Below are 13,836 nucleotides of genomic sequence, written 5' to 3'. Positions count from 1 at the left end.
GTGGTTTTTTTCGCCTCCCCCCCACTCTCCCCTCCCCCACGAACACGGGGGGGGGGGGGGGGGGTTTTTTCCCCCCCCCCCCCCGCCGAAACCGCTCAGTTCGCGGCAGCGTTACGCGTCGACCTTCTCCATGATCTCGTCGCTGACATCGAAGTTGGCGAAGACGTTCTGCACGTCGTCGCTGTCCTCGAGCGCGTCGATCAGCTTGAAGATCTTCTTGGCGCCCTCCTCGTCCAGTTCGACCTGGACGGACGGCACGAAGTTGGAGTCGGCGGAGTCGTAGTCGATCCCGGCCTCCTGGAGGGCGGTGCGGACCGCGACCAGGTCTGTGGCCTCGCTGATGACCTCGAAGGACTCACCGAGGTCGTTGACCTCCTCGGCACCCGCGTCCAGGACGGCACCCAGGACGTCGTCCTCGGTCAGCTCGCCCTTGGGGACGATGATGACGCCCTTGCGGCTGAACATGTAGGACACGGAGCCCGGGTCGGCCATGTTGCCGCCGTTGCGGGTCATGGCGACGCGGACGTCGGAGGCCGCGCGGTTGCGGTTGTCGGTGAGGCACTCGATGAGCACCGCGACGCCGTTCGGGCCGTAGCCCTCGTACATGATCGTCTCGTAGTCGGCGCCACCGGCCTCGAGACCGCCGCCGCGCTTGATCGCGGAGTCGATGTTCTTGTTCGGCACCGACTGCTTCTTGGCCTTCTGCACGGCGTCGTACAGCGTCGGGTTGCCTTCGAGGTCGACGCCGCCCATGCGCGCAGCGACCTCGATGTTCTTGATCAGCTTCGCGAAGAGCTTGCCGCGCTTGGCGTCGATCACGGCCTTCTTGTGCTTCGTCGTGGCCCATTTAGAGTGGCCGGACATCTGCCTGTCTCCTTCGCGTAACCCATCTATGAACGAACGCCAGAGATCCTACAAGGACTCCGCTGTCCGGTACGCGCGCACCAGGTCGACGAACAGGGAGTGCACGCGGTGGTCGCCGGTCAGTTCCGGGTGGAACGACGTGGCGAGCGCGTTGCCCTGGCGGACCGCGACGATGTGGCCCTCGTGCTCGGCGAGCACCTCGGTCTCGGCACCGACGGACTCCACCCAGGGGGCGCGGATGAATACGCCCTCTACAGGATCGCCCTCGACGCCCCGGACGTCGACCGCCGCTTCGAAGGACTCGTTCTGCCGCCCGAACGCGTTGCGGCGCACGATCATGTCGATGCCGCCGATGGTCTCCTGGCCGGAGCGCGGGTCGAGGATCTTGTCGGCGAGCATGATCATGCCCGCGCAGGTGCCGTAGACGGGCATTCCGTCACGCACGCGCGCGCGTAGCGGGTCCATCACGCCGAAGAGGACGGCCAGCTTGGAGATGGTGGTGGACTCGCCGCCGGGGATGACCAGGCCGTCCACCTCGGCGAGCTCCTCGGGGCGCCTGACCGGCCTGGCCACGGCGTCGGCCGCGGCCAGGGCGATGAGGTGCTCCCGTACGTCGCCCTGGAGGGCCAGGACGCCTATGACGGGGGTGTTCATGTGATCCAGTGCCTTACCAGCCGCGGTTGGCGTAGCGCTCGGCCTCGGGGAGGGTGTCGCAGTTGATGCCGACCATGGCCTCGCCGAGGTTGCGGGACGCGTCCGCGATGATCTTGGGGTCGTCGTAGAAGGTGGTCGCCTTGACGATGGCCGCGGCGCGCTTGGCCGGGTCGCCGGACTTGAAGATGCCGGAGCCGACGAAGACGCCCTCGGCGCCGAGCTGGCGCATCAGCGCGGCGTCGGCGGGGGTGGCGACGCCACCGGCGGAGAACAGCACCACCGGGAGCTTGCCGAGCTCGGCGACCTCCTTGACCAGCTCGTACGGGGCGCGCAGGTCCTTGGCGGCGGCGTACAGCTCGTTGTTGTCGAAGCCGCGCAGCCTGGCGATCTCGTTCTTGATCTGGCGCAGGTGGCGGACGGCCTCGACGACGTTGCCGGTGCCGGCCTCACCCTTGGAGCGGATCATGGCCGCGCCCTCGGCGATACGGCGCAGGGCCTCGCCCAGGTTGGTGGCACCGCAGACGAAGGGGGTGGTGAACGCCCACTTGTCGGAGTGGTTGACCTCGTCGGCCGGGGTGAGGACCTCGGACTCGTCGATGTAGTCGACGCCGAGGGACTGCAGCACCTGGGCCTCGACGAAGTGGCCGATGCGGGACTTGGCCATGACCGGGATGGAGACGGCCTCGATGATGCCCTCGATCATGTCCGGGTCGGACATCCGGGCCACGCCGCCGTCCTTGCGGATGTCGGCCGGGACCCGCTCCAGGGCCATGACGGCGACGGCGCCCGCGTCCTCGGCGATCTTCGCCTGCTCCGGCGTGACGACGTCCATGATCACGCCACCCTTGAGCTGCTCGGCCATTCCGCGCTTCACGCGCGCGGTGCCGGTCTCGGGGGCCTGGTTTTCGGAGAGCGTGCTGGACACGGGTTGACCTCACTGAAGTGAAAGAGGGCTGCTGCAAGCACCGAGGAAACGTGAATGGGCCAGTCCACAGCAAGGGCCAATGAGAAGCCGGTGGATCCTTTTCTCCCCCGGCGCCCCTCGGCCGGCGCCTCAGTCGGAGTTCTCCCGCACGAGAACGCCCGGCCCGGCCGGCATCAGAACCGGCACCCAGTCATGGCCGGCGGTTTCCTAGGCCGCGCGGTCGGCCAGTGCCGCCGGGGGCTCGTCGTCCATCTCGAAGGCCATGGGGAAGGGGGCGTGGCCGGCCAGGCGGAACCAGCGGACCTTGCGGTGTTCGCGCAGACGGCGGGCCGCGCCCACCGCGTCGTTGTGGAAGCGGCGGGCCATCGGGACCCGGCGTACGGCCTCGGTGAGCTCGTGGGCGGCCGCTTCCCCGCCCGGTGCCTCGCGGACCGCCTCCACCTGCTGCGCCTCCGCGAAGACGGCCCGCAGCGCCTGGCTCAACTCGCTCTCGGCGACCTCCCGTTGCTCCTCCTCGGCCTGCCGCGCGGCGTGCGCCGCCTCGTACAGGACGATCGACGCCGCCGGGTCGAGGACGCTGGAGGTGGCGAGTTCCTGGGCCACGGAGGCCCTGCGCAGCAGCTGTGCGTCGAGCGCGGCCCGTGCGGCGTCGATGCGGGCGTGCAGCCGGTCCAGGCGGCCCGCCGTCCAGCTCAGGTACAAGCCGATCGCGAGGAGCGCGACGAGGATCCAGATGAGGGTTGCGGTCACGGGCGGCAACGTTACGCGCCGCTGGTTCGGCGTGTGACGTGCGGGGCGTTGGCGTCACCGTGCCCGGGGGCTACCGCCCCCGGACCCCCGCTTCGGCCCTGAACGGGCCTCGTCCTCAACGCCGTACGGGCTGAGAATTCCTGACCGGCGTTCGAAAGAACCGTCAGTCCCGCGCCAGACCCAACCGCGACCGCAGCCCCGGCCCCCGCTCGTCCTCCGCCGCCGCGACCGCAGCCGCTCCCGCCGTCACCGTCTCGTACACCGACAGGATGTCCGCCCCGACCGTCGACCAGTCGAAGCGCCGTACGTGGGCGCTCCCGCGCTCCCGCAGCTCGGCCCGGCGCTCCGGGTCCCCCAGCAGCCGCAGAGCCGCCTCGGCCAGGGCGTCGGAGTCCTCGTTGGCGAACAGCTCGCCCGCCGCGCCCTGGTCCAGGACCTGGGCGAAGGCGTCCAGGTCGGAGGCGAGGACGGGAGCGCCGGCGGACATGGCCTCGACGAGGATGATGCCGAAGCTCTCGCCGCCGGTGTTCGGCGCCACGTACAGGTCGACGCTGCGCAGGAAGCGGGCCTTGTCCTCGTCGCTGACCATGCCGAGGAACTCCACGCGCGCGCGCAGTTCGGCGGGCAGCGACTCGACCGCCTCCTCCTCGTCCCCGCGCCCGGCGACCAGCAGCCGGGCCTTCGGGCGCTCGGCGAGGATCCTGGGCAGCGCCTTCATCAGCACGGGCAGGCCCTTGCGGGGCTCGTCGATGCGACCGATGAAGCCGATGGTGTCGCCCTGCCACTCCTCCTTGGGCTTGGCCCGGGCGAAGAAGTCGACGTCGACGCCGTTCGGGATGACGACCGCGTCGCCACCGAGGTGTTCCACCAGGGTGCGGCGGGCGTACTCGCTCACCGCGATCCGGGCGCTGATCTTCTCCAGGGCCGCCTGGAGGATCGAGTAGGCGGCGATCATCGCCCGCGAGCGCGGGTTGGAGGTGTGGAAGGTGGCCACGATCGGACCCGACGCCGCCCAGCAGGTCAGCAGGCCGAGCGACGGCGAGGTCGGCTCGTGGATGTGGACGACGTCGAACCCGCCGTCGTGCAGCCAGCGCCGGACCCGGGCGGCGCTCAGGAACCCGAAGTTCAGCCGGGCCACCGAGCCGTTGTACGGCACCGGGACCGCGCGTCCGGCCGAGACGACGTACGGCGGCAGGGGCGTGTCGTCGTCGGCGGGAGCCAGGACCGACACCTCGTGGCCCAGGCGGATGAAGTACTCGGCGAGGTCGCGGATGTGGAACTGGACGCCGCCCGGCACGTCCCAGGAGTACGGGCAGACGATGCCGATCCTCACGACGTGCCCTTCTCGGGAGCCGGGGGTTTCTTCGCGGGATCGAGATCCTTGAGCCACAAGCGCTGGAGCATGTGCCAGTCCTCCGGATGGTCGGCGATCCCGGTGGCGAAGGCATCGGCCAGCGCCTGTGTCATGACAGACGTCTTTTCGGCCCGGCTACCTGTCTCGGGTACCTCGACCGGCGGGTGCACACGCCCCTGCATGACGGGCGACTCGTCGTACCAGAGCGTGACCGGCAGGAGCAGTGCGCCGGTCTGCTGGGCGAGGAGGGCGGGGCCGGCCGGCATCCGGGTGGCCTCGCCGAAGAACTCGACCTCGACGCCCGAGGACGACAGGTCGCGCTCGGCGACCAGGCAGACCAGGCCGCCGTCGCGCAGCCGCCGGGCGAGCGTGCCGAAGGCGGTGCCGCCGCTGTGCGGCAGGACCTCCATGCCGAGGCCCTCGCGGTAGGCGACGAAACGGTCGTAGAGGGTCTCGGGCTTCAGGCGCTCGGCGACCGTCGTGAACGGCGTCTCCAGCTTGGTGGTGACCCAGGCACCGGCGAGGTCCCAGTTGGCCATGTGCGGGAGCGCCAGGATGACGCCCTGGTCGGAGGCGATCCCGTCGGTCAGGTAGTGCACGTCCTTGGGGTCGAAGCCGCCCTTTATCCGCTCGGCGCTCCAGGCCGGGAGCCGGAACGACTCCATCCAGTAGCGAAGGTACGAGCGCATGCCCGCGCGCGAGAGCTCGGCGAGGCGCTCGGGGCTCGCATCGGGCACCACGCGCGCGTAGTTGCTCTCCAGGCGCTGCACGCCCTTGCCGCGCTGCTTCCAGACGAGGTCGGCGATGGAGCGGCCGAGCCGGACGGCGACGGGCTCCGGGAGCTTCTTGACGGTGCCCCAGCCGAGGCCGTACAGCGCGTCCGTCAGCTGATCGCGGGGGCTCACTTCGCCGCCTCGCTGCCCTGTGAGGCGTTCTCCGGGGCGGCCGCCGCGGCCTCCGCCTCCGCCGACTCGCGACGGACGGTTACCACCCGCTGGATCAGCGTGACCAGGCTGCCGACTGCGACGATCCACAGGGCGACCGGCAGCAGGTACTGGATGCCCGGTACACCGAACTTGTGCAGTCCGGCGAACCCGGCCGCGACCAGTGAGATGACCAGGCGCTCGGCGCGCTCGACGAGCCCGTTGACGGCGACCGGCAGGCCGATCGACTCGCCGCGGGCCTTGGTGTACGACACCACCTGGCCGCTGGCCAGGCAGAAGATCGAGACGGCGCACAGGACGTTGTCGTTGCCGCTCCCCGCGTACCAGAGGGCGAAGCCGCCGAAGATCGCGCCGTCGGCCACCCGGTCGAGCGTGGAGTCCAGGAAGGCGCCCCAGCGGCTGGTGCGGCCCAGCTGGCGGGCCATGTTGCCGTCGACGAGGTCGGAGAACACGAACAGCGTGATCACGACCGTGCCCCAGAAGAACTCCCCCCGGGGGTAGAAGACCAGCGCGCCCGCGATCACCCCGGCGGTGCCGAGGAGCGTGACCGTGTCGGGGCTGACGCCCCGGCGGATGAGAAACGCGGCGAACGGCGTGAGGACACGCGTGAAGAATGCACGCGCGTACTTGTTCAGCATGGCCTTCCCGACGGTCGGTGTGGCCGCGGCCCCTGCTGGCCTCCGGCTGGCCCATCGTAGCCAGGCGCGCGCGTGTGCGACTGCCGGGCACCCGGACGTCTGTGGCGAGATCCGGCGGACGGCCCGGACCGGCGGCGGGCGGCGCGATCACGTCCGTCGTATGGACGCACCGTGACGAGAGTGGAAAGCTCGAAGGACCGCGGGCGTCATCGGAGCCGCCACCGCACGCGGCCCGGCATGCCCGCGCCCACAGTGACCTCACCGTGCACGGGAGGCAAGGCCATGGGCGACAAGGCAAGCGCACACCCCGGAGCCGCCGGCAGGGCAACAGCGGCCGACCACCCCGCGTCCGTACGGAATGTGGTGCTGGTCGGCCACTCCGGATCGGGCAAGACGACATTGGTGGAAGCTCTCGCGCTCACCGCGGGAGCAGTGAACCGGGCGGGCCGCGTGGAGGACGGCGGCACCGTCTCCGACTACGACGAGATCGAGCACCGGCAGCAACGCTCGGTACAGCTCTCCCTGGTGCCGGTCGAATGGGACGGCATCAAGGTCAATCTTCTCGACACTCCCGGATACGCCGACTTCGTCGGGGAGCTGCGGGCCGGTCTGCGAGCGGCGGACGCGGCCCTTTTCGTCGTCTCGGCCTCCGACGGGGTGGACGGCTCGACCCGCATGGTGTGGGAGGAGTGCGCGGCCGTCGGCATGCCACGAGCGATCGTGATCACCCATCTGGAGGCCGCCCGGGCGGACTTCGACGAGATGACGCGGACCTGCGCGGAGGCCTTCGGCGCGGACGACCCCGACGCCGTGCTCCCGCTCTACCTGCCGCTGCACGGCCCGCAGGGTCCGGACGGGCACGCGCCCGTCACGGGGCTGACCGGGCTGCTCTCGCAGAAACTCTTCGACTACTCGTCCGGCGAGCGCAAGGAGTCGGAGCCGGGCGAGGACCAGCTGCCTCAGATCGAGGAGGCCCGCAACCGGCTGATCGAGGGGATCATCTCGGAGAGCGAGGACGAGACCCTCATGGACCGCTATCTGGGCGGCGAGCAGATCGACTTCAAGACGCTCGTCGAGGACCTGGAGCGGGCCGTCGCACGCGGGGTCTTCTTCCCGGTCCTGGCCGCCGCCCCCGCGGCCGACGGCGCACGGCAGGGCCTCGGCACCGTCGAGCTGCTTGAGCTGGTCACGGGCGGCTTCCCGACGCCGTTCGAGCACCCCACGCCCGGTGTCACCACGATCGACGGCAAGCCGCGCGAGCTGAAGGCCTGCGACACGGACGGCCCACTGGTCGCCGAGGTCGTACGGACGGCTTCCGACCCCTACGTCGGCCGGGTCTCCATGGTCCGTGTCTTCTCCGGCACGCTGCGCCCCGACGAGACGGTGCACGTGTCCGGGCACGGGCTCGCGGACCGCGGGCACGAGGACCACGACGTCGACGAGCGCATCGGCGCGCTCTCCACCCCCTTCGGCAAACAGCAGCGCACCGTGACGCACGCCATCGCGGGCGACCTGGTGTGTGTGGCGAAGCTGAACCGCGCGGAGACCGGAGACACCCTCTCGGCCAAGGACGACCCGCTGCTCATGGAGCCTTGGCAGATGCCCGACCCGCTGCTGCCGCTCGCCATCGAGGCGCACAGCAAAGCGGACGAGGACAAGCTCTCGCAGGGTCTTTCCCGGCTGGTCGCCGAGGATCCGACCATGCGGCTCGAGCAGAACCAGGACACCCACCAGGTGGTGCTGTGGTGCCTGGGCGAGGCGCACGCGGACGTCGCGCTGGAACGGCTGCGCAGCCGCTACGGCGTCCAGGTCGACGTCGTACCGCACAAGGTCTCCCTGCGGGAGACGTTCGCGGGCAAGGCGGCGGGGCGTGGCCGGCATGTGAAGCAGTCCGGCGGGCACGGGCAGTTCGCGATCTGCGAGATCGAGGTGGAGCCGCTGCCGGGCGGCTCGGGCATCGAGTTCGTGGACAAGGTGGTCGGCGGCGCGGTGCCGCGGCAGTTCATCCCGTCGGTCGAGAAGGGCATAAGGGCCCAGGCGGCCAAGGGAGTTGCCGCGGGCTATCCGCTCATCGACGTCCGGGTGACCCTGCTGGACGGCAAGGCGCACTCCGTGGACTCCTCGGACGCGGCCTTCCAGACGGCCGGCGCGCTGGCACTGCGGGAGGCGGCGGCCGACGTGAAGATCCACCTGCTGGAACCGGTGGCCGAGGTGACCGTCCTGGTCGGCGACGACTACGTGGGCGCCGTGATGAGCGACCTGTCCGGACGGCGCGGCCGGGTGCTGGGCACGGAACAGACCACCGGCGGCCGGACACTCATCCGGGCCGAGGTGCCCGAGATCGAGATCGGGCGGTACGCCATCGACCTCCGGTCCATGTCGCACGGCACCGCCCGCTTCAACCGCTCCTACGCACGACACGAGCCGATGCCCCCGCAGATCGCAGAAAGGATTCGTGAAGAGGCGCGCGACGCCTCGTAGTTGGCGCCGGGCGCTTCCAAGTCGCTTTTGTGGAACGCTCCCCTCCGTCGGCGGGCGGCTTCGGCCGTCCGCCGACGAATGTCGGTGCCTGCGGATACGCTGATGGCCTGATCAAGTTGTGACGGGATCACTGTGCCGGCTTGATCAACAGGTGTGCGGAGCAAGGAAGTCGGGAAAGCCGCAGAAGCGAGGCCGGCGGCGATCGGGGGGCGGGAATGACCGTTGAGAGCGGCTACGGGGACATCTTCGGCCCTCAGGTGCCGCGCACCGGCAACGAGGGCCAGACGGCGACGTTCGCGCTGGCCTCGGCGGCCTACCGGGACAACCCGGTCGCGGACATCAAGAAGGCCGACAACGAGTGGCACCAGACCACCGTCAAACCCGGCCTGAAGTGGGCGAGGATATTCCGGCCCAACCTGGGTGAGGCCTTCTCGCGGGCGGTAGTGGACCGCATGGTGGGGTCCGGCCGCAAGCCGCTCATCCAGTCCTTCGGCGCCGAGCCCCCGGTCGTCGTCGAGCACTGCCTGGCCGCGAACAACATCCGCAAGGACCGCGACAATCTGCTGAGCATCGTGATGGTGCTGTGCGGCCTGCTGTTCCTGCCGGGGCTCCTCGTCTGGCTGCTGGTCTTCTCGATCCGGACCACCGTCGCCAAGCGTGACGACAAGCGGGCCGGGGCGCTGGCCACCACCCTGCTGGTGGCGGTGGGAGCCCTCGCCGTGATCTTCCTGATCCGCATGCCGTTCACGGGCTTCTGGGCCTGGTATGCCCGGGCCTCGGTGATCATGCCGGTTATCGGCTGGTTCTGGGCCAGGCAGATCTGCGAGCGTACGGCGAAGGATCTGCGCGAGCGCTGGGACAGTCTGCTGGCGGGCAGCAGCATCGGGGCCAAGGTGCCCGAGGCGGTGCCGACCAGCCCGGGCGAGACGAAGGCCGACCTGCTGCGCCAGTCGCTGGCCAAGCTGAGCGCCGAGCAGCAGTCCAACTCCGTGTTCTACGCCGGCCCCAAGGGCATCCTCGGGATGGGCACCCGCTGGGGCAGCTGGCAGCTCGCGGAGGACCTGGTGCCCGCCGACCCGACCCGGGAGATCCACCCCTTCCGCAGCTGGGACGTCATCCGCTCGATCCACGACCAGCTGCGCATGCTGGAGCGGAACACGCTGAACACCGGCGGCTTCCCGACCCCTTCCGTACGGCACTGGATCGTCACGCCGATCGGCGAGGGCGCGAAGGAGGTGGCCCGGCCCGAGGGCACGGACGTGGACGCGTACCAGGTGAAGTCCCACGCGATACAGGACATCTGCAACAAGCAGCAGTTCGGCGCGGGCGACCGGCACTACCTGGGCGTGCAGTGGACCCTGTGGGACGGGCAGCTGATCATCACCATGATGATCACCGTGACCGTGCTGCACGAGACGCTGCGCATCGAGGTCACCGGGCATGCGCTCGGTCCCGTGAACTCCCTGTTCACCAGCAAGCCCGAGGCGCCGACGAAGGAGGTCCAGAAGTCGTTCAAGCCGTGGGAGACCCGGAAGGTGGCCCTTCCGCTGGTCACCACCGACGAGGTCGTACGACTGGCCGTCCGCGCCCCGCTCTCCTGGTACCCGCCCCTGCTGAACTGGCTGGGCGGCACGATAGCCCTGCCCGAGCCCTTCGGCCTCCGCCACGCCTGGGCCGACCAGCCCTGGCGCCACCGCTTCATGGCCGACGACGCCCTTCGCGCCGCCACGCCGGTGCTGCGGGTGGTGCACGCGGCGGCGATACGGGTCCTCGATGAGAACGGCGTGGACACGGAGAAGTTCGGCACGAGGTCGGCATTCCTGAGCACCCAGGTCCAGGACCCGACGCCGAAGAAGGCCGACGTGTACGACGCGTAGCGGTTACGAGGGCCAGGCCTCCGCCAGCATCTTCCGTGTGTCCGCCAGCAGCTGCGGCAGCACCCTTGTGTGGCCGACGACCGGCATGAAGTTCGTGTCGCCGCCCCAGCGCGGGACGATGTGCTGGTGGAGGTGGGCCGCGATGCCGGCGCCTGCAACCGTGCCCTGGTTCATGCCGATGTTGAAGCCGTGGGCACCGGAGGCGGTGCGCAGGGCCGTCATGGCCTGCTTGGTGAGCGCGGCGAGCTCGACGGTCTCGGCGTGCGTGAGGTCCGTGTAGTCGGCGACATGGCGGTAGGGGACGACCATGAGGTGTCCGCCGTTGTACGGGTACAGGTTGAGCACGGCGTAGACCTGCTCACCGCGCCGGACGATCAGCCCGTCCTCGTCGGACTTGGCCGGGATGGAACAGAAGGGGCAGCCGTCGTCGGCACCGGGGCCGGTCGGCTTGTTCTCGCCCTGGATGTAGGCCATCCGGTGGGGCGTCCACAGGCGCTGGAACGCGTCCTGGACCCCTACTCCCAACTGCTGCTCCGGCTCACTCGTCATGCCATGCAGCATATGGCGTCGCCCGTTCGCGGCGTGTCGGCGGGGTTGTGCGAAAAGCTCGCCGGGCCAAGCTGGGCCGGTGGACGATGACACTCGCGCAGCCCGCTGGGAGCAGCGGACCGAGCTTCCGCTCGCCGTCGCATCGCTGGCCTTCCTCGCCTCGTACGCGATCCGCGTCCTGGTACCCGGTCTGACGGACCCCCTGCAGGAGCTGGCCCTCGCGGTGCTGCTGCTCTCCTGGGCCTTGTTCGCCTTCAACTACGCGGTGCTCTGGCGACTGAGCGGGCAGGGGCACAGGTTCGTGCGGAAGCACTTGCTGGACACGGCGGTGCTGATCCTGCCGCTGCTGCGGCCCCTTCGGATTGTCAAGGTCTACGAAGCCGTGCAGCGACGGCACGGCAAGCCCCGGCTCGCGCTGCACGCGCGTGTGATCGCGTACTCCGGGCTGGCGACGGTACTGCTGGGCTTCGCCGGGGCCCTCGCCGTCTACCAGCAGGAACGCGGGGCGGCTGGCGCGTCGATGCGCACGTTCGGGGACGCCGTCTGGTGGACCTGCGAAACCCTCACCACCGTCGGCTACGGCGACATCACCCCGGTGACACCGCTGGGCCGGCTGATCGCGGTCGGCATGATGGCCGTCGGTCTGGCTCTGCTGGGTGCGGTGACCGGCACCTTCGCCTCCTGGCTGCTGCAGGTCTTTGCCCGCGAGGACGACGAAAGGCCCCCGGGGATCTGACTCCCCGGGGGCCCACGACGTGCCGGTTCAGACCTGCGTCCGGTCCTCCACGACCTTCGCGATCTTCGCGATGGCCTCGTCGAACGGGATGCCGTTCTCCTGCGAACCGTCGCGGTAGCGGAAGGAGACGGAACCGGCCGACATGTCCTCGTCGCCCGCGATGACCATGAAGGGCACCTTCTGCTTCTGCGCGTTGCGGATCTTCTTCTGCATACGGTCGGAGGAGGAGTCGACCTCGACCCGCAGGCCCTGCTTCTTCGCGGCCGCGGCGAACTTCTCCAGGTACTCCACGTGCCCGTCGCCGATCGGGATGCCGACCGCCTGGACCGGGGCCAGCCACGCCGGGAAGGCGCCCGCGTAGTGCTCCAGGAGCACCGCGAAGAACCGCTCGATCGAGCCGAACAGCGCGCGGTGGATCATGACCGGGCGCTGCTTGGCGCCGTCCGGACCCGTGTACTCCAGGTCGAAGCGCTCCGGCAGGTTGAAGTCGAGCTGGATCGTCGACATCTGCCAGGTCCGGCCGATGGCGTCCTTGGTCTGGACGGAGATCTTCGGGCCGTAGAAGGCGGCGCCGCCCGGGTCGGGCACCAGGGGCAGGCCCTGCTTCTCGGCGACCTGACGCAGCGTCTCCGTGGCCTCCTCCCAGACCTCGTCCGAGCCGACGAACTTCTCCGGGTCCTTGGTGGACAGCTCCAGGTAGAAGTCGGTGAGGCCGTAGTCGCGCAGCAGGCCGAGGACGAAGGTGAGCGTCTTGTCGAGCTCCTCCGACATCTGCTCACGGGTGCAGTAGATGTGCGCGTCGTCCTGGGTGAAGCCGCGGGCACGGGTCAGACCGTGCACGACGCCCGACTTCTCGTACCGGTACACGGTCCCGAACTCGAAGAGGCGCAGCGGGAGTTCACGGTAGGAGCGGCCGCGCGCGTCGAAGATCAGGTTGTGCATCGGGCAGTTCATGGGCTTGAGGTAGTAGTCCACGCCCTCGTCGAGCTGCATGGGCGGGTACATGCCCTCGGCGTACCAGTCCAGGTGCCCGGACGTCTCGAAGAGCTTCCCCTTCGTCGCGTGCGGGGTGTAGACGAACTCGTAGCCCTCCTCCTCGTGCCGGCGGCGCGAGTAGTCCTCCATCACGCGGCGGACGATGCCGCCCTTGGGGTGGAAGACGGCGAGGCCGGAGCCGATCTGCTCCGGGATGGAGAACAGGTCGAGTTCGGAGCCCAGCTTGCGGTGGTCGCGCTTCTCGGCCTCGGCGAGGAAGTCGAGGTAGCCCTTGAGCTCGTCCTTGGACGGCCAGGCGGTGCCGTAGATGCGCTGGAGCATCGGGTTCTTCTCGCTGCCGCGCCAGTAGGCGGCCGCGTTGCGCATGAGCTTGAACGCCGGGATGTTCCTGGTGGAGGGCAGGTGGGGACCGCGGCAGAGGTCCTTCCAGCACAGCTCGCCGGTCTTGGCGTCCAGGTTGTCGTAGATCGTCAGCTCGCCGGCGCCGACCTCGACGTCCGCACCGTCGTCGTGCGACGCCGAGCCCTTGAGGCCGATCAGTTCGAGCTTGTACGGCTCGTCCGCCAGCTCCTCGCGGGCCGCCTCGTCGGTCACCACACGACGGGAGAACTTCTGCCCGCGCTTCTGGATCTCCTGCATCTTCTTCTCGATGGCCTTGAGATCCTCGGGCGTGAACGGCTTCTCGACGTCGAAGTCGTAGTAGAAGCCGCCCTTGACCGGCGGGCCGATGCCCAGCTTGGCCTCGGGGAACAGCTCCTGTACGGCCTGCGCCATCACGTGCGCGGTGGAGTGGCGCAGGATGTTGAGGCCGTCCTCGGAGGAGATCTCCACCGGCTCCACGACCTCGCCCTCGGCCGGCGAGTAGGCGAGGTCCTTGAGCTCGCCTCCCACGCGCGCGGCGACGATCGAGCGCTCGCCGGCGAAGAGCTCGGCGGCCGTAGTGCCCGTCGTCACCACGCGCTCTTCCCGCTCGGAATCGCGTTGGATGATCACACGGACGTCTGACACCGGTCTCTCCTGACTGAAGGTGGGGTGCGGCGCCATACCAGGAGCGCGCGCAATAGGGGA

The 13,836-nt window shown here is 69.7% G+C and carries 12 protein-coding genes; 3 read left to right on the top strand and 9 right to left on the bottom strand.

Annotated elements, in window-relative coordinates; all coding sequences use genetic code 11:
- Positions 1-111 precede the first annotated feature (111 nt).
- From IH68_RS0146905 to pgsA, 7 genes are all read right to left on the bottom strand, one after another.
- Positions 112-864: a YebC/PmpR family DNA-binding transcriptional regulator gene (locus IH68_RS0146905; RefSeq protein ID WP_030949440.1), complete on the bottom strand. Its 753-nt coding sequence runs from the start codon at positions 862-864 to the stop codon at positions 112-114.
- A 48-nt stretch (positions 865-912) separates the two neighbouring features.
- Positions 913-1,518, bottom strand: coding sequence for a pyridoxal 5'-phosphate synthase glutaminase subunit PdxT (gene pdxT / locus IH68_RS0146900; RefSeq protein WP_030949437.1), 606 nt, complete (start codon positions 1,516-1,518; stop codon positions 913-915).
- 13 nt (positions 1,519-1,531) lie between these two features.
- Positions 1,532-2,443, bottom strand: a complete 912-nt coding sequence (gene pdxS / locus IH68_RS0146895; RefSeq protein WP_030949436.1) for a pyridoxal 5'-phosphate synthase lyase subunit PdxS — start codon at positions 2,441-2,443, stop codon at positions 1,532-1,534.
- A gap of 207 nt (positions 2,444-2,650) precedes the next feature.
- Complete coding sequence (locus IH68_RS0146890) at positions 2,651-3,193, bottom strand: membrane protein (protein ID WP_030949434.1); 543 nt, start codon at positions 3,191-3,193, stop codon at positions 2,651-2,653.
- A gap of 163 nt (positions 3,194-3,356) precedes the next feature.
- Positions 3,357-4,526: a glycosyltransferase family 4 protein gene (locus IH68_RS0146885; protein ID WP_030949432.1), complete on the bottom strand. Its 1,170-nt coding sequence runs from the start codon at positions 4,524-4,526 to the stop codon at positions 3,357-3,359.
- The gene (locus IH68_RS0146880; RefSeq protein WP_030949429.1) at positions 4,523-5,452 is read right to left on the bottom strand and encodes a phosphatidylinositol mannoside acyltransferase; all 930 of its coding nucleotides are present in this window, start codon (positions 5,450-5,452) and stop codon (positions 4,523-4,525) included. Before IH68_RS0146880 ends, IH68_RS0146885 begins: the two co-directional genes overlap by 4 nt.
- Entirely contained in the window at positions 5,449-6,129 is a 681-nt protein-coding gene (pgsA, locus tag IH68_RS0146875; RefSeq protein ID WP_030949426.1) for a phosphatidylinositol phosphate synthase, read from the bottom strand. Before pgsA ends, IH68_RS0146880 begins: the two co-directional genes overlap by 4 nt.
- Positions 6,130-6,411: 282 nt before the next feature.
- Between pgsA and IH68_RS0146870 the strand changes: the two genes are divergently transcribed.
- Positions 6,412-8,610 (top strand): elongation factor G-like protein EF-G2, encoded by a 2,199-nt coding sequence (locus IH68_RS0146870; protein WP_030949423.1) that lies wholly within the window; start codon positions 6,412-6,414, stop codon positions 8,608-8,610.
- A gap of 215 nt (positions 8,611-8,825) precedes the next feature.
- Complete coding sequence (locus IH68_RS0146865; protein ID WP_030949420.1) at positions 8,826-10,487, top strand: membrane protein; 1,662 nt, start codon at positions 8,826-8,828, stop codon at positions 10,485-10,487.
- 3 nt (positions 10,488-10,490) lie between these two features.
- Here the strand turns inward: IH68_RS0146865 and IH68_RS0146860 are convergent, their stop codons facing one another.
- Positions 10,491-11,048: an HIT family protein gene (locus IH68_RS0146860; protein WP_037886466.1), complete on the bottom strand. Its 558-nt coding sequence runs from the start codon at positions 11,046-11,048 to the stop codon at positions 10,491-10,493.
- Positions 11,049-11,115: 67 nt separating this feature from the next.
- Between IH68_RS0146860 and IH68_RS0146855 the strand changes: the two genes are divergently transcribed.
- A complete protein-coding gene (locus IH68_RS0146855; protein WP_030949418.1) occupies positions 11,116-11,772 on the top strand; it encodes a potassium channel family protein in 657 nt (218 codons plus the stop codon).
- A gap of 27 nt (positions 11,773-11,799) precedes the next feature.
- On the opposite strand, the gene thrS is transcribed toward IH68_RS0146855, so the two are convergent.
- Positions 11,800-13,776, bottom strand: a complete 1,977-nt coding sequence (thrS, locus tag IH68_RS0146850) for a threonine--tRNA ligase (RefSeq protein WP_030949415.1) — start codon at positions 13,774-13,776, stop codon at positions 11,800-11,802.
- Positions 13,777-13,836 lie beyond the last annotated feature (60 nt).

The sequence above is a fragment of the Streptomyces sp. NRRL S-646 genome, assembly GCF_000720765.1.
Lineage (GTDB): Bacteria > Actinomycetota > Actinomycetes > Streptomycetales > Streptomycetaceae > Streptomyces.
Note: the sequence above shows the minus strand (reverse complement) of the source record. Positions and strands in the feature narration are given on the sequence as shown.